Genomic DNA, 21,793 nt, shown 5'->3' with positions numbered 1-21,793 from the left:
GTTGTGTAGAATTCGGCGGCGTAGCGGCCCTGCTCGCGCGAGCCGTGGGACGAGCCTTTGCGGCCGCCGAAGGGCACGTGGAAATCGACGCCCGCGGTCGGCAGGTTGACCATCACCATGCCGGCTTCCGCATTGCGCTTGAAATGGGTTGCATGCTTGAGGCTGGTGGTGGCAATGCCGGACGACAGACCGAAGGGCGTGTCGTTGGCGACAGCGAGCGCCTCATCGTAGTCCTTGACGCGAATGACGGATGCGACCGGGCCGAAGATCTCTTCGCGGCTGATGCGCATCGCGTTCGTCGCCTCGGTGAACAGTGCCGGCTGCAGGTAGAAGCCAGGCGCGTCGCGCTTCAGCAGTTCGCCGCCGAAGGCAAGCTTCGCACCCTCCTGCTGGCCAATGGCGATATAGTCGGTGTCCTGGTTGAGCTGGCTCTGGTCGACCACCGGACCGATATGGGTGCCGGCCTTCAAGGCGTCGTCGATCGTCAGCCCCTTCATCCGCTCGCCCATTGCCGCGACGAAACGATCGTGAATGCCCTCGGTGACGATGATGCGCGAGGAGGCGGTGCAGCGCTGGCCGGTGGAGAAGAAGGCGGAATTGACCGCCGCCTCGACCGCAACCGCAAGATCGGCATCGTCAAGCACGACGAAGGGGTTCTTGCCGCCCATCTCCAGCTGGTATTTGCGATTGTGCTCGACGGAGGCGAGCGCCACGCGTTTTCCCGTGCCGGTCGAGCCGGTGAAGGTGATGGCGTGAATGTCGGGACTGTCGAGCATCGCCTGGCCGACGACCGAGCCCTTGCCCATGACGAGGTTCAAGACGCCCTTCGGCAGGCCGGCACGGTTAAGAATGTCGACGATCGCCCAAGACGAGCCGGGCACCAGTTCGGCCGGCTTGAAGACGACGGTGTTGCCGTAGCAAAGCGCCGGCGCGATCTTCCAGGCGGGGATGGCGATCGGGAAGTTCCAGGGCGTGATGATGCCGACGACACCGACCGGCTCGCGGGTGATCTCGACGCCGATATTGGGTCTTGCCGACGGCAGCACTTCGCCCGCCAGTCGCAGGCATTCGCCGGCGAAGAAGTCGAAGATCTGGCCGGCACGCACGGTCTCACCGATGCCCTCGGCGAGCGTCTTGCCTTCCTCGCGCGACAGGAGCTTTCCGAGTTCGTCCTTGCGGGCAAGGATCTCGTCGGCGGTCTTCCTCAGGATCGCGTGGCGCTCGAGAATGCCGGAGCGCGACCAGGCCGGAAACGCCGCTTTCGCAGCGGCAATCGCCGCACGCGCATCATCGGCAGAGGCGCGGGCATATTCGCCGACCACGTCATTGGTGTTGGATGGGTTGATGTTGGCAACCCCGTCACCACCGACCCATTCGCCGGCAATCAGGTTCTGATGGATCCTCATAGACGCTCTCCATTTTCATACATTGCCAAGGAGGGCCGCCTCCGCACGACGGCGGCCCTTTCTTCTCAGCGACGCTTATGGTTTCCGATAAGGCTTTCCATCATAGCCATTTCCTCTGCCGTCAGGTCATGGAGCGGTGAGCGAACCGGACCGGCATCGAAGCCCTGGAGCCGCACCCCGGCCTTGATGGCAGAGACAGCATAGCCCTTCGCACGGTTACGGATCGCCATGAACGGATAGAAGAAATCGATCAGGATCTTCTCGCACCTGGCGCGTTCACCCGCGCGCAACGCCTTGTAGAACTCCATGGCTAGGCCGGGCACGAAATTGAAGACGGCCGAAGAATAGGTGGTAAAACCTGCACCAAGATAGGCCTCCGCGAAGAGTTCGGCCGTCGGCATGCCGCCAAGATAGGTCAACCGGTCCCCCAACTTGGCGGTGATCTGCCGCACGAGCCCGATGTCGCCGGTACCGTCCTTGAAGCCGACGAGGTTCGGGCATGCATCACAAAGCCTGGCGAGCGTGTCCGCTTGAAGGACGGAATTGTCGCGATTGTAGACCATGACGCCCATGCCGGTTGCATCACACACCGCTTTGATATGGCGGTAGAGGCCTTCCTGCGGCGCATCGATCAGGTAGTGCGGCAAAAGCAGGATGCCGTCAGCTCCGGCCTTTTCGACCGATCGCGCGATCGATACGGCAATGTCGGTGCCATAGCCGCAGCCGGAAACTATAGGCGTGCTCCCCGCCGCTTCCTTGGCCACCCGGACGATCTGCGGAATCTCTTCCGGCGTCAGCGAGAAGAACTCTCCGGTACCGCCTGCGGCAAAGAGGGTCGCGGCCCCGAAGCCGGACAACCAGTTGACATGATCTGCATAGCTCTTTGCATTGAATTTTCCCTCCGCATCGAAATGCGTCACGGGGAGAGAGAGAAGGCCGGCGCCTAGGACGTGCTTCAGTTCTTCAGTCTTCATGGGATTAACCTCCTTTTGGGGCGGGCCGCGAGGACCGCCACTTTCCTTGATGATCTTCGAATTTCAGGGGAGTACGGCTCAGGCAGAAAGCGAACGCACCATGGCTGCCAGCCGGTCGGTGGCCGCTTCGAGTTCGCGGTCTGATGCGGCGATCGATAGGCGTATGAAGCCCGGCGCACCAAAAGCTGCACCCGGGACGCTGGAGAGCCCGAACGCATCCAGCAGGTGGGCTGAGAAGCCACTATCGTCTGCCATCACCTGCCCGGACGCGGTCTTGCGCCCGAGAAGGCGGCCGATTCCGACAAAGGCGTAGAAAGCCCCGTCGGGCGGCGTGAATTCCAACCCGTCGATGTCCGCAAGGCGTTCGGAAACAATCCGCGCGCGATGGGCGAAAATCCGCGCGCCCTCAGCTACAAAGGCCTGGTCTCCGGTCAGCGCAGCCAGCGCGGCAGCCTGTGCGACCGGCGACACGCAGGACACGCTTTGGGACTGCATCTTATTGAGCGCGGAAATCAGCGGCTTCGGACCGGCAGCATAGCCGACGCGCCAGCCGGTCATTGCATAGGCCTTGGAAACACCGTTGACGATCAATGTCCGTTCGCTAAGGCCGGGGCATGCCTCGCCGAAGGAAACGAACGGCGTATCGCCAAGAAGGACATGCTCGTAGATCTCGTCGGAGACGACGAGAACGCGCGGATGGTGGGCGAGGACGGTTGCCAGTTGCCGGTATTCGTAGGCCGAATAGATGGCGCCCGTCGGGTTGGATGGCGAGTTGAGCATGAGCCAGCGGGTCTTCGGGGTGATTGCCGCTTCGAGGGCTTCTGGTGAAATCTTGAAGCCGGCGTCCGGGCCGCAATGAACATATTTCGGCACGCCCCCATGCAGCGAAACGATGTCGCCATAAGACACCCAGCAAGGCGTCGGGATGATCACCTCGTCGCCCTGTTCGAGGGTCGCAAGAAAGGCGTCAAAAAGGATCTGCTTGGCGCCATTGGCGATCATGACCTCGTCGGCCGTGTAGGTTAGTCGGTTCTCGCGTTTGAATTTGGCGACGATCGCCGCGCGCAGGTTTTCCATGCCCGCCGGTGCGCCGTAACGGATTCCCCCCTTGCGGATAGCTTCGGCGGCCGCCTCGTTGACGTGGGCCGGCGGCTCGAAATCGGGTTCGCCAAGCGATAAGTCAATGATGTCGCGCCCTTCTGCAGCCAGCCTTTTCGCCGCCATGGCGATCGCCATGCTGGGGGAGGATTTGATCCCGGCTGAACGCCTGTTCTCAAAATGCATTGTCAGCTTCCTAGAGTTTTCGGCATGAAAGCCGGGCGATGGCAGCGCCTTGCCCGGCCGGATGGGTCAGCCTTTCACGACGTAATCAAAGTCGGCGTCGCGCTTTACTGCAGCGGGATCCCGCTTTTCGACCGGGCCATAACCGCCACCGCCTGGAAGCTGGAGAATGAGACGGCGCCCGCCCGGTACGTGCTGGCGCCCCTTGGACGCAAGGCGTGTGCCGTCGTCGAGAAGGACTGCACCTGCAGCGCCGTTTTCACCGCCTTCGCGGCCGCGCGGGGGATGATCGATACGGTCGAACATGGCGTTGAAGTGCATCTCGTGGCCTTGTGTCGGAGAAATCTCCACCACCTGCCCGAGCCCACCGCGGAACTGACCAGCACCCCCGGAGCCGTCGCGCAACTCCTTGCGCCAGAAGATTACCGGGCCGACATGTTCAGTCGCCTCGATCGACATGGAGTGCACTCCGCTCGGAAACGCCGTGGCGCTCAACCCGTCAAGCGTGGAGCGTGCACCGGCGCCGCCGCTGTTGAACAGCAGCACCTCGGCGCGCTGGCCGCCATCCGCAGGCGCGTCCTCGCCCGGCAACGGACGAACGCTGACGTGCAGGTTCCACAATGCCCCGGCCCCTTCCGCAGGAACGCGACCCGGCAGTATCTCGTGCACGGCGCCAAGCACGGCATCGGGAACGAGATGGCCGAGAACGTGGCGAACCGAGACGGGCGCCGGATGCTGCGCGTTCAGGATGCAGTTTTCCGGAGCCGACATGCGGAAGGGTAGCAGCGATGCATAATTGTTCGGGATTTCCGGTGCGATCGAGCACTTCAGTCCATAGCAGGCATAGGCGGCCGAATAGATGATCGGGCAATTGATGCCCTTGGGGCTGGGCGGCGAAGTGCCGTCGAAATCCGCGAGGATATGGTCCTCGGCGACGTCGAGGCGAACGGCGATATCGATTGGGGAACCATAGCCATCGACACGCATGACGTTGGAATAGGAGCCTTTCGGCAGCGCCGCTATGCGCTCGACCGTTGCATCGTAACTACGCTTGAAGATGAACTCGCCGAGCGTTTCGAGATCCGCCAGATCGAACTCATCCATCATGTCCATCAGTCGGCGATGACCGATCTCGTTGCACGCAGCGAGCGAATAGACGTCGCCAACGACCTGGTGGCTTTCCCGCACATTGTTGCGAAGGATGTTGACGAGATCCTTGTTGACAATGCCGCGTTCGGCGAACTTCATGATCGGAACGAAGATGCCTTCTTCGTAGACTTCGTTGGCATCCGGGCCGAACCCGCGACCGCCGACATCGACCACATGCGCCGTGCAGGCGAAATAGCCGACCAGGGCACCGTTGCGGAAACTCGGCGAGACGACGGTGAAATCGTGCAGGTGGCCGGTTCCCTTCCACGGGTCGTTGGTGATGTAGACATCGCCTTCAAAGATATTCTCGGGCCCGATATCACGGATGAAATGGCCCACCGCTTCGGCCATGGCGTTGACGTGACCGGGCGTGCCGGTCACGGCCTGGGCGATCATCTTGCCGCCGCGGTTGAAGACGCCTGCGGAAAGGTCTCCCGACTCCCGTACACTGGTCGAGAATGCGGTACGGATGAGTGTGACCGCCTGCTCCTCGACCACGGAAATCAGCCGGTTCCACATGATCTGCATGTGGACATCGGAAAGTGCGCTGGTTTTCATGAATTTGTCCTCCGTTCAAGCGCTCTGCTTGACGCGTACAAGCAGGCAGCCATCGGCCTGCATGATGACTTCGCGGCTCGCGGTGATGATGGTCGATGTCTCGCGCTCGGTGATGACGGCGGGCCCCGTCACCCAGTCGCCGGGCTTCATGTCGCTGCGCGAGACGACCGAGGCCTGCTGGAAGCGACCTTCCTGGACGTCGAAGATCTCGCGGGTGCCGCGCACCCTGGCGTTGCCGGCTTTCCCGACCTTGCTGATCCTGGCCGGCGGAGTGACTTTCGATGTCGCTCGCAGCGACCAGCTGACGATCTCCACATCGAGGCCGTCGATGACGCGGCCGAAGAAGTGCTCGTACTGCGCGTCGAAGAGCGTGCGGAACAGGTCACCATCGCAATCGGCATAGTCACGCACGTCGATCGTGATCGGAACCTCCCAGCCCTGCCCGACATAGCGCATGTACGCGGTGCACTCGAGATTAGGGTCGGCATCCGGTGCGCCGGAACGCACGAAGGACGTCGCTTCCGCCACAAGCTCCGAAATCGTCTGGTTGATCGCTGCTGCGTCGAAACGGCTAAGGCGGCTGTAGGCACTACGAACCGACTCGAAGCCGAAGGGTGCGCGCAGGAAGCCGATTGCCGAACCGACGCCTGCTCCCGGCGGGATCAGCAGATCCGCCATGCCGAGCTTCTCGCAAAGGCGGGCAGCGTGGATGGGTGCTGCGCCGCCGAAGGCGATCATTGTGAACTCTGAAAGCTCCTTGCCGTTTTCGACCGCATGCATGCGGGCGGCATTGCTCATGTTTTCGTCCACGACCTCGCTGAGGCCATAGGCTGCAGTCGCAATGTCGGTGTCGAGTTTCGAGGCGATGTCGGCATGCATTGCCCGATCGGAGGCCGTTGCATCAAGCTTCATCGCCCCGCCGGCAAACTCGTCGGCATCGAGGCGGCCGAGGATCAGGTCGGCGTCAGTAACCGTCGGGCTCTTTCCGCCACGGCCATAGCAGGCTGGTCCTGGTTCGGAACCGGCACTGTGCGGTCCGACACGGATCTGACGCATGCTGTCGACGGTGGCAATCGATCCACCGCCGGCGCCGATCTCTACCATCTCGATAACCGGGATGGAGATTGGCATGCCGCTGCCTTTCTTGAAGCGCCAGGTGCGGGCCACTTCGAAGGTTTTCGAGGTCTTCGGCGTCTGGTTCTCTATCAGGCAGATTTTTGCGGTCGTACCGCCCATGTCGTAGGAGAGGACCTGATCGAGCCCGTAGCTGCTGGCAATATGCGCGGCGAAGATGGCGCCACCCGCCGGGCCGGATTCAAGGAGCCGAACCGGAAACTCGATAGCGCTCTCGACGCTTATGATACCCCCGCCCGAATGGATCATGACGACCGGGCTGCGCATGCCCGCTTCCGAAAGCCTGCCGACGAGACGATTGAGATAGGATGCCATCAGCGGCTTGACGAACGCGTTGGCGCAGACCGTGTTGAAGCGCTGGAACTCGCGCATCTGCGGTGAGACCTCGCAGGAAATCGAAACGGATAGGTCCGCCTTCCTGGCAAGCAATCGGTCGCGCACCACCTTTTCATGCGCGCCGTTGAGGTAAGAATGGATGAAGCCGATCGCGACGCTTTCATAGCCTGCGGCGATAGTACGGTCGCAGAGAGCGTCGACTTCGCCAAGATCGAGCGGCTTCAGGACACCACCGTCAGCGCCGATCCGCTCGTCGACGACGAAGCGTTCATCGCGGGGCACAAGCGGCGCAGGCAGCACGATGTCGAGATCATACTGCTCGAAACGGCTTTCGGTCCGCATTTCGATGACATCTCGAAAGCCCTTGGTGGTGATGAAGGCCGTGCGCGCGCCGCGCCGCTCGATCAGCGCATTCGTCGCAAGCGTCGTGCCATGGATGACGGTGTCGATCTCTGACAGTTCGACGCCTGCCACCTCGGCGACCTGCCGGATGCCCCTGACGATCGCGTTTTCCGGGTAGGAATAATCGGTCAGCACTTTGATCGAATGGAGCGTGGTGCCTACCTCCATCGCAACGTCGGTGAAGGTGCCGCCGATGTCGACACCAACCCTGATCTGCTTGCCATCTTTCGCCATTTTCTTGACTCTGCTCCGTGAACGAACTTCTCTTCCACACCGCGCTCGAGGGCTTACTTTCGACATGCAGCGGGCATTCCCCGCCCGCACTTGCAGGCGGAGGTTAAAGCTCTTCGATTGTTGATGTTTCGGGGTGCCCTGCGCAGCGGTTGCGCAGGGCAGGCGCGTTATTGCTTGCCGGTGAAATCTACGCCCGGCAGCGTTGTCGGAAGTTTCGCGCGATCGACGCCGATCCATTTCTTGTAAAGTGCGTCGAGCGTGCCGTCAGCGGTGTGAGTGGTCACAAAATCGGTGAGGAAGTTGAGCATTTCCTGGTCGCCCTTGCGGACAGCCATGCCCTGAAAGTTATCGGCCACCTTGTACTTGCGTTCGAATTCGCCTTCGTGGCCCGTCTCCTTGATGACGAGACCATAGGTCACGCTGCCAAGGATGGCGTCGACCTGACCGGACAGGAGGGCCTGCACGGTCGTCGCGTCGTCGTCGAAGCGCTTAATCTCGGTCGTCGGCGGTGCTGCCTTGACGAGGATCGGCTCGAACACGCTACCGCGGTTCACACCGATAACGTATTTGCCGAGGTCGTCGTTACCCTTGATCGCCGCATCCTTCTTTGCCCAGACAGTGATATCGTTCGACGAATAGGGGATGACGTACTGGATCACCTTGGCGCGCTCCTCGGTGATCGTCATTGATGGCACGAGGAAGTCGACATTGCCGTTGACCAGCAGCGGAATGCGATTCTGTCCGGTGATGCGCTCGAATTTGACCTCCACGCCAAGTTCCCTGGCGATCAGCTTGGCGATTTCGATGTCGAAGCCCTCGTTCTGGCCATTCTGATCGATGAAACCCCAGGGGAACTGGTCCATCTGAACGCCGATAGTCGCGGTGCCCTTCGCCTTGAGTTCCTCGGGCGTTATTGCCAGCGCCGTCGTCGCGAACAAGGTCGTGGCCAAAAGCGCGGCGGCAAGGACGCCGGGAACGTTCGAACGCGAAAGGGGCAATGCTGTCTTGAACATGTGGTCACCTCTGGTTGGTTTTGTCATGCGTTCTTGTTTTATCGAGCGGCATTGAGCCGCCGTTCGATCCGTGCGCTGCTGTAGGTCAGCGGAAGGCATATGAAGAAGTAAATGAGGGCGACGGCGCCATAGACCTGCAGCGGCTGGAAGGTGATATTCGCCATCAGCTGGCCGGAGCGGGTGAGCTCCGTAAGTCCGAGCAGAGCAGCAAGCGCCGTACCCTTGATGAGGTTCACGAGGAAGCTGATTGTTGCAGGCAGGCCGATGCGGAACGCCTGCGGCAGGACCACGTCGACCATCCGGTGCACATAGCCTATTCCAAGGGCGCGGGCGGCCTCGCTCTGGCCACCGGGAACCGCCTGGATGCTGCCACGCCAGATCTCGCCTAGGAATGCGCTGGTATGCAGTGAGAGCCCGATCGTCAGAGCCACCCAGACATCCACCTTAAGACCCAGGAGCGGCAGGCCGAAATAGACGAAGAACAACTGCACCAGCAGCGGCGTGCCCTGGAAAATCTGGATGTAGGTCGCCATCAGAATACGCAGCAGGCTCCACTTGCTCGTGCGGCCGAGCGCGACGGCCAGCCCAAGTACGCCACCGAAGGTGAAGGCGAGAAGCGTCAGGACCACCGTCCAGCGCGCGCCCTCGAGCAGAAAGAGGAATTCTCCCCAGCCAAATTGACGGATCATCGCAAGGCCCTCACTTCGTCGGATAGGAAAAATAGACCCTGCCGATCACACCAAGCGCGGCAGAGAAGAACTGGGACAGCACGAGATAGATGACGCCAAGCGTGAGATAGATCTCGAAGCTACGGAAGGTCTGAGAATCCAGGGTCTGGGCGAAGTAGGTCAGTTCCTCCGCCGAGACAGAAGACACCAGGCTGGAGTTCAACATCATGAGGATGAACTGGCTGCAGAGCGCCGGGTAGACCGCCCGGATCGCCGGGCGAAACACAACGAAGCGGTAGATGTCTGCCGTGTGAAGGCCGAGCGCCCTGCCCGCCTCGATCTGCCCGGGACGGATCGACTGTACCCCACCACGAACGATCTCCGCGGCATAGGCTGCGCAATTGAGCGTCATGGCGAGGATCGCCGCCTGTTCCCCGCTGAGCCGGATGCCGATGGCCGGCATGCCGAAGAAGACGAAGAAGACCTGCACGAGGATCGGCGTGTTTCGGATAAGCTCGATGTAACCGATCGCCATCGCGCGAAGAGCGTTGCTTTTGCTCATGCGCATCAGCATGAACACGATGCCGAGGCTCAAGCCGAAGACCATGGAGAGCGATGACATTCTCAACGTGCCGATCACGCCCTCCAAAAGCGTGGGCCATGCGGCAAAAACCGGTGCGAAATCGAAGGAGTAGTTCATCGGCCGCCCCTCAGTGGTTGAGGATCTGGCTGAGAAACGCCCTGGTGCGTTCGTGGCCCGGATTGTTGAAGAAGACGTCCGGCTTGGCGCTCTCGATGATCTCACCGCGATCCATGAAGATGACACGGTGCGCGACGGCGCGCGCGAACCCCATTTCATGCGTCACGCAGATCATCGTGATCCCGTCGTCGGCAAGCGAGATCATCGTGTCCAGCACTTCTTTGACCATTTCCGGATCGAGCGCCGATGTCGGTTCGTCGAACAGCATGATCTTCGGATCCATGCAGAGCGCGCGGGCGATCGCCACGCGCTGTTGCTGGCCGCCGGAAAGCTGAGCCGGGTACTTCTGCGCCTGCTCGGCAATGTGCACGCGCTCCAGATGCCGCATGGCTTTGGCCTTGGCATCCGCCGTTGACGCCTTTCGGACACGGCGCTGGGCAAGCATGCAGTTCTCCAGAACGGTCATATGGGGGAAGAGGTTGAACTGCTGGAAAACCATGCCGACATCGCGGCGAATGTGGTCGGCGTTCGCGCCCTTCTGGTTGAGCGCAGTGCCATTGACGACGATCCTGCCCTGCTGGACTTCCTCAAGGTGATTGATGCAGCGAATGAGTGTGGACTTTCCGGACCCAGACGGGCCGCAAAGGACGATATGCTCGCCCCGCGCAACGTTGAGTTCGATGCCCTTGAGTACCTGCAGCGGCCCATACCATTTGTTGACACCCGTCATATCGATGGCTTTTTCCTTGCTTGCATTCTCGACCATGGCCAATTCCCTTTCCTGTAACCGTCAGGATTTCGCTGCGACTTCAAACACGGCATCCACTTCGACGGATGATCCGCGTGGAAGCGATCCGGCCCCCAGTGCCGTGCGCACATGACGTCCCTTTTCGCCCAGAATTTCGACGAGAAGGTCTGACGCGCCATCGACGATCGCGGGGTGACCTTTGAAATCCGCCGGCGCGTTGACGAAGCCACGGACCTGAACGCAAGCCACCACCCGGTCGAGGTCGCCGTCGAGCGCGTCGCTGACACGGGCAAGGATGTTCAAGGCACAAAGCCGCGCCGCCTGATATCCCTCTTCAAGGGAGACTTCCTGCCCCACGACCCCGACAAAATGCTCCACGCCGTCGATCCGAGGGATCTGCCCGGAAATAAATAGAAGATTCCCGACAAAGCGATACGGGATGTAGTTGCCCGAGGGCGAGGCGATCGAAGGCAACACGATGCCGAGCTCGGAGAGGCGTGCGGAGACGTCACCCATAGCGGTTTTCCACCTGATTTTGTGTGTGCGCCGGCTGGCGCAGTTGCTGTTCCCGGAACTATTCGCCACGTTCGCCTGGGATCGTGCCGTTGGCTCGCTTTTTCTGACCAAGAGATTATTGAAATAGTATCTCATGTCAATACAAAAGTAAGAGATACTACCTCATCGCTCTGCAAAGCGGATCAGTTTGTTTTGTCATTATATATCAATTACTTAATTGACGAGGCAATCTCTATGTGACTATCAAACACTGCCGGCGCCTTAAAAAAAGTTCGACCCTCAGCCAGAAAAAGCTCGAAAACCGGACACGATCTCCGATACGTAGCGGAGAGTGCGCACACCCAAAGAGCGAAAATACGCTCTTAAGATAGTATCACCGCACGATGTCATGCTACCTTGTCAAAAGCACAGCAAATCCCTATCAGTTGACAAGCGCCGCTCACGCGCGCGAACCGAGAAGACGGATGGAATCTTGAGCACTTTGGCAAGCCGGACGATACAGGCCCTCAAGGCCCATATTGTCGACAATCAACTGGACAAGGGCCACAAACTTGGATCGCTGAACGAGCTCGCGCAGCAGTTTGGCGTCAGCCGCACGGTAATCAGGGAGGCCGTCTCCGCGTTACGATCGGAGGGAGTTGTTGAGGCACGTCACGGCGTCGGCGTGTTCGTTCACGACAAACCGAAGCCGGAAGACCCGTACAGCTACGATCCGGAGCTCGTTCTGGCGCCCTTGCAGCGTCTGAAGACCTCATTCATGGACCTCCTTGAACTTCGGATGGCGTTCGAAGTCCACGCCGCCGGGCTCGCAGCCGCTCGGCGTTCATGGGCGCAGGAATCCAACATCTGGGACGCTGCACGCCAGTTCGAAGCCTCGCTCGACGACGAGGCCGCCCTCGACCACCTGGATTTCGTCTTCCATCGATCGATCGCGGAAGCGACGAATAACGGCGCCTTCATAGAGTTCTTCAGCTTGATGAGCCTCCAGATCCTGCCGCAGCCGGCTTTCTCGAAACAGTTGAACCCGGCGCTCATCACACCCGATTATGTACAGAATACTGTACGGGAGCACAGGGCGATCTGCGAAGCGATCAGCACCGGCAATTCCGACCAGGCCCGCGAAGCGATGCGGGCGCATCTGAACCGCAGCCACTTACGCTACAGGGGGTTCTCCAATGGCGGCGCTTCGCCCTTGAGCAATGTCGCGCGAGATGAATAGAAGGCGATCGCTTGAAAAGTGGCGCCCCGCGATGTGCCTTCCAGACGATACATTATGCGATCCGAGACGTACAAATCGGAAACAACCGCAGAACCATGCTCGATGGATCCCGTTACCCCTGGCCCACTCGGAGCTAGATGGACTCAATGTCGCAAGCGGATGCAATCGACGGCATGCTTGGTATGAGCACAGATTGCGGTAGCACCTTCGACGTCATTGGTGAGCGGTGGCTCTGGTAACGGACGGTCTAGGATAGACAGGACTCGAGTGGACGGATACCGAGCGGCTTCTGGGGGAACCCGGATCCACAGGCTTCGTTGTACTTGCTGTCCGTCCGGAGGCCGCGCTCACCATCGGAGGCAGTTCAACGAACCGGAAGGACAGTGTAGCCAATTTCAGTGTCGCAGTCGGCCGGCCTTCTCCTTGCAAGGTACTCAGCGAGGGTGGAGTTTATCAGGACGTTTCCCACCGTAAGCCCAGTCGAGCAATTCGACCGTGTGCAGTATCTGCATCGACGTACTTGAACCGATATGGGCAATGCAGCCGATGTTGCCGGTCGCGATGACATCTGCTTTTGTCGCCTCAAGATTGGCGACTTTGCGTAGTTTCAGCTTGCTTGCGATATCTGACTGCAAAATGTTGTAGGTACCGGCCGACCCGCAGCATAGATGCCCCTCTTTCGGATCGCGCACTGTGTAGCCCGCCGCCGACAGAAGATGCTTCGGCGCTGACGAGATCTTCTGACCATGCTGCATTGAGCATGCCGAGTGATAGGCCACAGCTATTCCTTTCGGCGGAAGCGTGGGAAGTGCAAGCGTGGGCAGGTATTCCGTGACGTCCCGTGCCAAGGCAGACACAGTGGCGGCCCTTGCCGCGTACTCCGGATCGTGCCTCAGCATATGACCATAATCTTTGATCGTCGTCCCACAGCCGGAAGCAGTTATGATTATTGCATCGAGCCCCTTTGTTTCTATCTCGCTGAACCATGCGTCGACATTGGCTCTAGCGCTGTTCAGCGCTAGCTCCTCGCGTCCCATGTGGTGAACCAGCGCCCCGCAACACGCTTCCCGGTCGGGGACTACCACTTCAATCCCAAAACGCGTAAGCAATCGGATCGCAGCAGCGTTGATACCAGGGTCGAGAACCGGCTGGGCGCAGCCCGTCAGAATTGCCACCCGACCACGTTTGGTTCCTTGCGCCTGATGAGTTTGCGGTAACGAGTATGGTGATAGTGGTGTGACCCGCCTTGGGGCCAATTCAAGCATCGCTGCGATCGGTTTCAACGCCGGGAAACGTTTAGCAACCATTCGGAACGGCCGGCCTACTCGCGCCAACTTCAGTGCCATGCGGAACCTCTTCGGATGCGGCAGGATTGACACCAGCAGGCCACGGATGACCCTGTCCATCAGCGGCCGACGATAGCTTTTTTCGATGTGGGCGCGCGCGTGATCAATTAGGTGCATATAGTCGACACCGGATGGACAGGTCGTCGCACAGGAGAGGCAGGAGAGACAGCGATCGAGATGGGTTACAACCGACTCGTCGGCGGGCCTGCCGTTCTCGAGCATGTCCTTGATGAGATAGATCCGCCCGCGGGGGCTGTCGAGCTCATTGCCAAGTGTGAGGTACGTCGGACATGTTGCGGTACAGAAACCGCAATGCACGCAACGCCGCAGTATCGACTCGGATTCGGCGGCGGCGGGATCCGCCAGTTGGGAGGCAGTAAAGTTAGTCTGCATCTGCAAGGCTCCGCGAGCGCAAGAACGCGTTCTTCTCTTTCAATTGTCTCGATCAAGCCCGCTCTTGGGGCCGCCCATGATCGTTCTCTAAGGCAGCGCTAGTGCTTCCAATCGGGATCTTTCTGGACCATCGTGATCAACGTCATCCCATCTTTCCTGGATTCAGAATTCCGGCCGGATCGAAGCTCTCCTTGATCTTTCGCGAGAGCATGGAGACGCTGTCGCTACTCGGTTCGAACGAAGGCACCGCCCGGCGGGCCTCGGCACTGGCTCCCAGCAACGTCGCGTGTCCGCCGAACGCTTTGAGGTGCCCGCGAAGAACATCGGCATGGGGATCGCCTTCAGTTCTCAACCAAATCAGGCCCCCCTGCCAATCGTAGAATGCGTCGACATTCACCGTCTCGCGCAACGCGGCAACCAGACGATGACCAGAACTAGGAGCCACCGATACACGCCAGAGCGCCCTCGTGGACCCGTCGCAGAACGGCGATACGTCGCGAACCGTTCGCCAAAGCGTGACGCTGCGGTCCGGTTCCAGTCGTTCGGCCAGTCCGAATGCGCTCATCGCTCGTAGCAGTTTCACGGCACGTTCCTCCACCGACGATGCCGTCCCCTCGAGACGAAGCGCAGTCGTGGCGATGGGGCTTGCTTCTCCATTACAGCCGCCCCCCGCCCTCCCCAGCGGCAAATGCGCAGCCCCGGACACCTCCACTGACAGCGCCATTGCCGCGGCCATGGCCGATGTTGCTGCTGGCTCGGCGAGGCCGGAAATGAGAACAGTCGTCTCGGTCATGGGGCGGGGCAAAACGCGGAACGTCACCTCGGTCAGCAGGCCCAATGTGCCGTGCGACCCTGCCACCAGCTTCGTCACGTCAAGTCCGGTGACGTTCTTCATCACCCTTCCACCGGCCCTGACGATCTGTCCTTTCCCATTGACGAAACGCGCGCCGAGAAGACTATCTCGCGCCGCGCCGGCGACGATCCGCCGCGGCCCCGATACGTTGGCGGCGAATACCCCGCCGATCGTCGGCTCACCTGTCGTTCCCATTAGGGCCCGATGGTCCGCCGGCTCGAAAGCCAGCATCTGGTTCTTCGCCGCAAGCACCTCTTCAACGACCGCCACCGGCGTACCAGCACGCGCAGTCATGACCATTTCATGCGGGGTGTACACGACGATGCCGGCAAGTTCGGATGATTGAAGCCGTGCTTCGGCTGCGACAGGATTGCCGTAGCCGCTGCGGGTGCCATTTCCGCAGATGGCTAACGGTTCGCGGCGCGCTGCATGGGCGGCGATGATTGCCGAGGCCTCTTCCTCGGTTTTCGGGGCGAAGCTCTTCATGCGACGCCTCGCCCGTCGAGCGGAAAGACCTTCGAAGGGTTCAAAATCCAGTCGGGATCAAACGCGGCGCGCACTGCCATCATCTGTTCAAGGTCGACTGCCCCGTACTGATGTCGCATGAGATCCCGCTTTTCGATACCCACGCCGTGCTCTCCGGTGAGGCAGCCCCCCACATCGACGCACAGTTTCAGGATATCGTTTCCGGCAGCCTCCGCTTTCGCGGCCTCGACCGGATCGTTTGCGTTGAAAAGGATCAGCGGATGCATGTTGCCGTCGCCGGCATGGAAGACGTTGGCGACACGCAGGCCGTAGCTCGCGACAATCTCGCCAGTTCGGCGTAGCACGTTCGAAAGTTCGCTGAGGGGCACTGTGCCATCCATGCAGATATAGTCGGCGACGCGCCCGGTCGCGCCAAAGGCGGATTTTCGCCCTTTCCAAATGAGGGCTGCCTCCTGTGCCGACTGGCATTCTCGAACGACCTTCACGTCGTGCCTGCGCGCGATTTCGACGATATCCGCCAGCGTCGCGCTCATCTCCGTCTCGGAACCTTCGATCTCGATGATGAGCAACGCTTCGACGTCGAGCGGGTAGCCGGCTTGCGCAAATGCTTCGCAGATTTCGATCGCCTGCTCGTCCATGAACTCCATTGCCACGGGAATGACCCCGGCGCCGATGACATCTGCGACGCACGCGCCAGCTGCCTCAGAAGAACTAAATCCGAAGAGCACCGGACGCGCGCCTTCGGCCTTGGCGATCAATCGCACGGTAGCCTCGGTGACGATCCCGAGTTGGCCCTCCGAACCGCAGATAATCCCAAGAAGATCGTAACCGGCGGGATCGAGCGCTTTACCGCCAACGTCGATTATCGTCCCGTCGAACAGCACCATTTTCACCCCGAGCAGATTATTGGTCGTCACACCATATTTCAGGCAGTGGGCGCCGCCCGAATTCATGCCGATGTTGCCGCCAATGGTGCATGCAAGCTGAGAGCTTGGGTCTGGCGCATAGAAGAAGCCATCGCCAGATACCGCTTCGGAAATGCTGAGGTTTGTTGCGCCCGCCTGAACGGTTGCCGTCCGGTTCGCCAAGTCGATATCAAGAACGCGTGCCATCTTCGAAAGTCCGATGACAACCGCGTCCTCCTGCGGAATCGCGCCGCCGCATAGCGAGGTACCCGCCCCGCGTGGCACCACCGGAACGCCATTCCGGCTGCAGTATCTGAGAACGTCCGCGACCTGTTCGGTCGTCTCCGGTAGTGCGACGGCCAACGGCATCCGCCGGTACGAGATGAAGGCATCCGTTTCGAAGGGCTTGAGACCGCGTTCGTCACTGATGAGGGACTCCTTCGGTAGGAACGTGGCAAGGTCCGCGACAATCTCGCGGCGGCGGGCGAGAACAGCCGGACGCGGTTCCAAGAAAAGTATCTCTGAGTCCATATCGCTTCCGTTATCCTCGGCTGTTGAGATTCGACCTGGCCACCAATGGCCCTTCGAGCTCAGCTCGCTTCGGGCCCGCGCAGGCTGGCAAGAAAATGGTCGATCCCGGACTGCGCGCAGTCGCTGTCCTGAGCGGGCGTCCCGGAACTGACGCCGATGGCGCCGACCACATCGCCGTCCACCACGACGGGAATCCCACCGGCCACCACCATGAGCCGCCCGCCGATTGCGGAATTGATGCCGAACGCCGGTTTTCCGGGCTGACTTGCCTCCCAGTAACTTTCGGTCGTGCGCTTGGCACCTGCGGCAGTAAATGCCTTGTCCTGCGCGATGATCGTGCTGGTCACCTTCCCGCCGTCCATGCGTTCGAACGCGATGAGCTGCCCCGACTCGTCCGTCACCGCGATACACATCGGTACCGCGATTTCGCGAGCGCGTTCACGGGCGCCCTCGATGAGTAGGCGGGCGTCGGGCAGACTTAATCTTCTGATCGTCAACAATGTTGTAGCTCCTCTGGATTTCATTGATGCGCGACAAGCGCCAAGGTCTCTTCGCTTGGGCGATCCGCCAGGAATGCCAGGGCTGCGGCCCCGACCAGACCGGAGTTTTGTCCAAGCGCGGCACGGACCACGCTCACGTCCTTGAACGCCGGCATCGCCCAGCGGGCGACGTAATCCTGAATGCCAGGGCGAAGGCGGTCGAACTCATGGGAGAGACCTCCTCCCATGATCACTACGTCCGGGCTAAAAATGTGGATCAGACTTACAAAGCCGCGTCCGAGGATTTCTGCCTCCTCGTCGATTAGGAGGTTGGCGAGGAAGTCCCCGCCTCGTCCAGCCGCGAACACATCTCGGCTGTGGATCGCTGTTCCATTTTTGCCGAGTTGAGTCTGGTGGCTATCAGCCGCACGTGCACGAGCCCGCTTGGTGAACGCCGTTCCGGAGCCGTATGCCTCGAAGCACCCATTGTTGCCGCAGGGGCAAACCTCTCCGTTCGGCATGACCGACATGTGGCCCACGTGGGCGGCCATGCCCTTCCTGCCGCGAAGCACTCGTCCATCCGCGATGATCCCGCCGCCGATACCCGTGCTGACGGTGACATACACCAGGTTGGCCAGACCCCGCCCGGCCCCAAACTGCCATTCGCCGATTGCGGCCGCGATCCCGTCGTTCTCCAGGCAGACCGGAAACGCGAACTGGCGCTGAAGTTCGGCCTTCAGGGGAAAGTCCGCAAATCCGGAAAGCGTCGGAATATCCCTGGCAACACCGCTTACAGTGTCGATGGGACCGGGCGTGGAGACGCCGATGCCTACGACCGTCGACGGCTTGGATATTTCCAACAGGCTCTCGACCAGTCCACGGATTTGCGATAGGACCCGTACAGGACCGGCGTAGGCCTCGGTCGGCTCCTCCATGCGCGCGACGATATTGCCCCGCTCATCAACGAGAGCTGCGCGGACCTGCGTTCCTCCCAAATCTATCCCAATGGCGATCTGATGCATTTCCAAACCGTGCGTTAGAGTGCGTGTAGCCACCCCATTCGCTCTTCGAGCGACGGAGCGTTGAAAGCCAGGGAACCAAGCACGACCGTCTCCGCACCGGCCTGGCGAAGCAGGGGCACCGTGTGTTCGCGAATGCCACCGTCGGCGGCCAGGACGATGCGATGCGTCGCACCGCAATCGGCGATGATCTTGCTAGCTTGTTGCAAGCGGGTACCCGCCCTCTCGTCCAATCCCTGGCCTTTGACGCCAATCGCGGTCCCGAGGAGCGTGATGAAACTTAGCCGGGATGCGAATTTCGCCACCCGCTCAACGGGCGTGTCCACCTTGATCACCATGCCTGCGGCAACGTTTCGCCGATCCAGCAGGTCGAGCGCGGCATCCGCCACGGCTTCGTTTTCGACATGTATGCTGATGAGATCACTGCCCGCATCGGCGAACTGCTCAATCTGCGAGAGAAGGACGCTGTCGGCTACCATCAGATGGACATGGATCGGGCGCGAGGAGATCCTGCGCACGCCTGCGACGAGATCGGGGAAGAACAGCATGGCCGGCGCGAAGTGGCCGTCGGCGACGTCGATGTGCAGGATGTCGGCGAATGGCTCGGCACGGGCAAGGTCGTCGGCCAGGCGCACGAGGTCGGCCGACCATACCGAAAACTCTGCTATGAGCCGGCTTTCCGGAAGGTTGGCGATCCAGTTTTTTTCAGGTCTAGTCATGTCTCAGGCTTTCTAGGAAAGTCCCCAGTGCGAGGCGAAAATCGGCGACGTATCTCTCTCGGCTCTCGACCTTGGGGGTGATTTGCACGAGGCGCGCTCCAGGTATCATTTGGGCGAGAGAGCGTGCGTGCATCAGCGGATGGATAAGATCCCTTTCATGGCCGATCACCAGCGTCGGGAGATTGAGACCGCGGACCTCTTTTTCCGTCACGCCCGGTCCGTCCGCCGAGATCGCCGACAGAAGTGCCGCGGTTACTTCGATGGGATCACGCGTAAAGAACCCTTGGAGCGACGCCAAATTGTCCGGCGCATCGGCGGCGAGGCTGCGCCCGTGAGCGCCGGACAGAAAGGCCGCCCTCGCTTCTTCCGGCGGCAACGTCTTCAATAGCCGACCGACCTTAAGGTTGGGCGCCATGTTCGCTGGCGCCGCTTCAATCACCCAGGCGGGGCGGGCGACGACCAGCCCCTTGACGAGATCCGGCCGTTTGACGGCGAGGCGCAAAGAGATCGCCGCTCCCATCGAAATACCGCCGATAACCACCGGATCAGGGAAGTTCTGTTCGATGTAGGCAGCAACGTCGTCGGTGAACGAGGCGATCGACAGGTTGTCGAGGTGCCCCGCCTGCGAGCGGCCGTGCCCCCGGGCCTCGACCGTGATGCGACGCAAGCCGGGCTTTGCCGGGAATGCTTCATCCGTTTGGGCTGCGTCGCCGCATAGACCATGTTGGAATACGACCGCCTGTCCTTCGCCAGCCGTATCGACGTTCAAAATGGTTCCGTCAGCGGTCTCGAACGGAGAGATGGCCTTGATCATCAACCCGCTCCGTCCTGAAGGTGTTGCGTCAAGAACGACGCGACTCCGGCAGCTTCGCTAGCCGACAGACCATGCGTGACGAGGCTGCCGTTGAAGCCGATGGCCTTCAGGCATCCCAGATAGTGGGCGTAGTCGAGAACACCCTTTCCTGCGGTGGCGAAAGTGCCATCTGGATTGCGGTCCTTGGCATGTGCCATGACGATGTGATCCGCCAGGCGGTCGACTGCGAGGGAGACGACCCTGCGTTGTTCATCGAGGCTCGTCACTTCGAAAAGATTGGCGGGATCGAGCACGACCTTGATACGTGAGCTTTTCACCTCGTCGATCAGCTTCCTCGCCTTTTCCGCAGAGTTCACGACGTTGGCCAGTTCCGGTTCTATCCCGAGATAGACGTCGTGCCGATCGGCGATGTCAACGGCCGTCTCCATTGCCGCCAGAAGGTCGCGCCAGGCCTCGGGCGTGTCGTTGTCGGGATGCTCCTTCCACTGGTCGATCGGGTCACGCGTGCCGGTGCAAAGCGTGATCAGACGTGTCGACATGCTCGAGCAATGGCGCGCAAGCACCTCGAGCCTCTTATGGCCCGCTGCGCGCAAAGCTCGGTCCGGGTGGATCATGTTGTAGGTACCGGACACCGCCACCACTTCCACGCCGCAGGCTCTGGCGGCATCAGCCACCGCCTGGGCCTGACCGTCTGCAATCTCGTCGGGCATTGAAGGGAGGCCGGAGCATGCCATGTTGTACTGCGCGCCCGCATAGCCTGCGGCGGCGACGGACTGGAGCACTGCGCGGGGATCAGTGCTGTCGAACGTCTTTGCGAAGATTCCAAGCTTCATCACACGCCACCTGAAACGTCCGCCAGCGCGACGCGCTTCCCGGTCTCGGCTGACCGCGCGATCGCGACCATAGCCTGAACGGAGGCGACGCCGTCGTCGATGTTCGCCCCCTCGAGAACCGCGCCGTCCAGAATGCTGCGCGCGAAGCCTTCGACCTGACGACGATAGAAATGGCCGTCCGCGCCCAGCACACGGTGGGTGGCGCCGTCCGCCTCGCGGAATATGTCGACTTCACTCGATTTGTAGTACCAGGGATTGTAGGTCTTTCCGAGGATGCTGCCGTTCTTGCCGTAGATCTGGAAACCTTCATGCCAGTCCATACGCACTTGGACGGTCAGATCGAGATGGCCGAGCGTGCCGGAGGCGAATTCGACGTCCACGAACCAGCACCAGATTCCCGAGCGCTCCGAGAGGCGCGCGTTTACGGCAACGATGTCGCCGGCGAAGTATCGGGCCGTATCGATCAGATGGCAGCCGTGCGCCAGCATGTAGTATCGACGAAGATCCGCCTTGGGGTTTGTGGACGGACGCTTGGCGTTCGCACTGGTCACAATCAGCGGCTGAACGGCATCCGTCATCGGATAGCGGTGGGTGTTGTCGCAATACCACGCCTTCAGCGCGATCATGTCGCCCATCTCGTCACGGATGAACGATTTGGCCGCCTGGAGCCCTGCGTCGAAGCGCTTCATATGTCCCACTTGGAACACCTTGCCCGAGGCTTCGACGGCCGACTTCAGATCAAAACACTCCTCCACGGTCACGCCGACGGGCTTTTCGCACAGCACATGCTTGCCCGCTTCCAAGGCGCGAATGGAGGCCGGAACATGGAACGCATCTGCGGTTGCGATGATGACGGCGTCGAGTTCCGGATCGCCGAGCATCCGGTCATAGTCGTTGTAGGACCTCTGAGCCCCGTGGGTGATGACCATCCGCTCGCGCAGATCGTCCGCAACGTCGCAGATCGCATAGAGGTCGGCGTTGGCAGCTTTTGTGCATGCCTCGAAGTGGGCGGCCTGGGCGATTTGCCCGGCTCCCAGCACTCCCACGCGAAGACGTCTTTCCTGTTTTGCTGGCATT

20 protein-coding genes are annotated in these 21,793 nt (G+C 60.8%); 1 reads left to right on the top strand and 19 read right to left on the bottom strand.

Features of this window, described 5'->3' with window-relative positions:
* The 10 genes from AB4Z53_RS33510 to AB4Z53_RS33465 all read right to left on the bottom strand — a co-directional run.
* On the bottom strand, positions 1–1,406 hold a 1,406-nt coding region (locus tag AB4Z53_RS33510), incomplete at its 3' end, for an aldehyde dehydrogenase family protein (protein ID WP_441599669.1).
* A gap of 65 nt (positions 1,407–1,471) precedes the next feature.
* A complete protein-coding gene (gene kdgD / locus AB4Z53_RS33505) occupies positions 1,472–2,380 on the bottom strand; it encodes a 5-dehydro-4-deoxyglucarate dehydratase (protein ID WP_441599667.1) in 909 nt (302 codons plus the stop codon).
* A 78-nt stretch (positions 2,381–2,458) separates the two neighbouring features.
* The gene (locus AB4Z53_RS33500) at positions 2,459–3,664 is read right to left on the bottom strand and encodes a pyridoxal phosphate-dependent aminotransferase (RefSeq protein WP_441599665.1); all 1,206 of its coding nucleotides are present in this window, start codon (positions 3,662–3,664) and stop codon (positions 2,459–2,461) included.
* A 66-nt stretch (positions 3,665–3,730) separates the two neighbouring features.
* Complete coding sequence (locus AB4Z53_RS33495; protein ID WP_441599663.1) at positions 3,731–5,368, bottom strand: hydantoinase B/oxoprolinase family protein; 1,638 nt, start codon at positions 5,366–5,368, stop codon at positions 3,731–3,733.
* Between the two features lie 15 nt (positions 5,369–5,383).
* Complete coding sequence (locus AB4Z53_RS33490; RefSeq protein WP_441599661.1) at positions 5,384–7,474, bottom strand: hydantoinase/oxoprolinase family protein; 2,091 nt, start codon at positions 7,472–7,474, stop codon at positions 5,384–5,386.
* Positions 7,475–7,641: 167 nt separating this feature from the next.
* Positions 7,642–8,487: a transporter substrate-binding domain-containing protein gene (locus AB4Z53_RS33485; protein WP_441599660.1), complete on the bottom strand. Its 846-nt coding sequence runs from the start codon at positions 8,485–8,487 to the stop codon at positions 7,642–7,644.
* A gap of 38 nt (positions 8,488–8,525) precedes the next feature.
* Positions 8,526–9,176: an amino acid ABC transporter permease gene (locus tag AB4Z53_RS33480; RefSeq protein ID WP_441599658.1), complete on the bottom strand. Its 651-nt coding sequence runs from the start codon at positions 9,174–9,176 to the stop codon at positions 8,526–8,528.
* A gap of 10 nt (positions 9,177–9,186) precedes the next feature.
* Positions 9,187–9,855, bottom strand: coding sequence for an amino acid ABC transporter permease (locus tag AB4Z53_RS33475; protein ID WP_441599657.1), 669 nt, complete (start codon positions 9,853–9,855; stop codon positions 9,187–9,189).
* Positions 9,856–9,865: 10 nt separating this feature from the next.
* Positions 9,866–10,621, bottom strand: coding sequence for an amino acid ABC transporter ATP-binding protein (locus AB4Z53_RS33470; RefSeq protein ID WP_441599655.1), 756 nt, complete (start codon positions 10,619–10,621; stop codon positions 9,866–9,868).
* 24 nt (positions 10,622–10,645) lie between these two features.
* Positions 10,646–11,119, bottom strand: coding sequence for a RidA family protein (locus AB4Z53_RS33465; protein ID WP_441599675.1), 474 nt, complete (start codon positions 11,117–11,119; stop codon positions 10,646–10,648).
* A 472-nt stretch (positions 11,120–11,591) separates the two neighbouring features.
* Here AB4Z53_RS33465 and AB4Z53_RS33460 point away from each other — a divergent pair, with 472 nt between their 5' ends.
* Positions 11,592–12,338: a FadR/GntR family transcriptional regulator gene (locus AB4Z53_RS33460; protein WP_441599673.1), complete on the top strand. Its 747-nt coding sequence runs from the start codon at positions 11,592–11,594 to the stop codon at positions 12,336–12,338.
* A 434-nt stretch (positions 12,339–12,772) separates the two neighbouring features.
* Here the strand turns inward: AB4Z53_RS33460 and glcF are convergent, their stop codons facing one another.
* The 9 genes from glcF to AB4Z53_RS33415 all read right to left on the bottom strand — a co-directional run bounded on the left by glcF (position 12,773) and on the right by AB4Z53_RS33415 (position 21,792).
* A complete protein-coding gene (gene glcF / locus AB4Z53_RS33455; protein ID WP_441599653.1) occupies positions 12,773–14,077 on the bottom strand; it encodes a glycolate oxidase subunit GlcF in 1,305 nt (434 codons plus the stop codon).
* 142 nt (positions 14,078–14,219) lie between these two features.
* Entirely contained in the window at positions 14,220–15,416 is a 1,197-nt protein-coding gene (locus AB4Z53_RS33450; RefSeq protein WP_441599651.1) for an FAD-binding protein, read from the bottom strand.
* Positions 15,413–16,852 (bottom strand): FAD-binding oxidoreductase, encoded by a 1,440-nt coding sequence (locus AB4Z53_RS33445; protein ID WP_441599649.1) that lies wholly within the window; start codon positions 16,850–16,852, stop codon positions 15,413–15,415. The genes AB4Z53_RS33450 and AB4Z53_RS33445 overlap by 4 nt, the downstream gene beginning before the upstream one ends.
* Before the next feature lie 59 nt (positions 16,853–16,911).
* Positions 16,912–17,352, bottom strand: a complete 441-nt coding sequence (locus AB4Z53_RS33440) for a GlcG/HbpS family heme-binding protein (protein WP_060520144.1) — start codon at positions 17,350–17,352, stop codon at positions 16,912–16,914.
* 20 nt (positions 17,353–17,372) lie between these two features.
* Positions 17,373–18,353 carry an ROK family protein gene (locus tag AB4Z53_RS33435; protein ID WP_441599647.1) on the bottom strand — a complete coding sequence of 327 codons (981 nt, stop codon included), beginning with the start codon at positions 18,351–18,353 and terminating at the stop codon, positions 17,373–17,375.
* A 14-nt stretch (positions 18,354–18,367) separates the two neighbouring features.
* A complete protein-coding gene (locus AB4Z53_RS33430) occupies positions 18,368–19,069 on the bottom strand; it encodes a ribulose-phosphate 3-epimerase (protein ID WP_060520143.1) in 702 nt (233 codons plus the stop codon).
* Positions 19,062–19,883, bottom strand: a complete 822-nt coding sequence (locus AB4Z53_RS33425) for an alpha/beta fold hydrolase (RefSeq protein ID WP_441599646.1) — start codon at positions 19,881–19,883, stop codon at positions 19,062–19,064. Before AB4Z53_RS33425 ends, AB4Z53_RS33430 begins: the two co-directional genes overlap by 8 nt.
* Positions 19,883–20,716 (bottom strand): sugar phosphate isomerase/epimerase family protein, encoded by an 834-nt coding sequence (locus tag AB4Z53_RS33420; RefSeq protein WP_441599644.1) that lies wholly within the window; start codon positions 20,714–20,716, stop codon positions 19,883–19,885. Before AB4Z53_RS33420 ends, AB4Z53_RS33425 begins: the two co-directional genes overlap by 1 nt.
* Positions 20,716–21,792 carry a Gfo/Idh/MocA family protein gene (locus tag AB4Z53_RS33415; RefSeq protein ID WP_441599642.1) on the bottom strand — a complete coding sequence of 359 codons (1,077 nt, stop codon included), beginning with the start codon at positions 21,790–21,792 and terminating at the stop codon, positions 20,716–20,718. Before AB4Z53_RS33415 ends, AB4Z53_RS33420 begins: the two co-directional genes overlap by 1 nt.
* Position 21,793: the final 1 nt, after the last annotated feature.

Source organism: Ensifer sp. 2TAB8 (genome assembly GCF_052115125.1).
GTDB lineage: Bacteria > Pseudomonadota > Alphaproteobacteria > Rhizobiales > Rhizobiaceae > Ensifer.
This window is presented reverse-complemented; position numbering and strand designations above follow the sequence as displayed.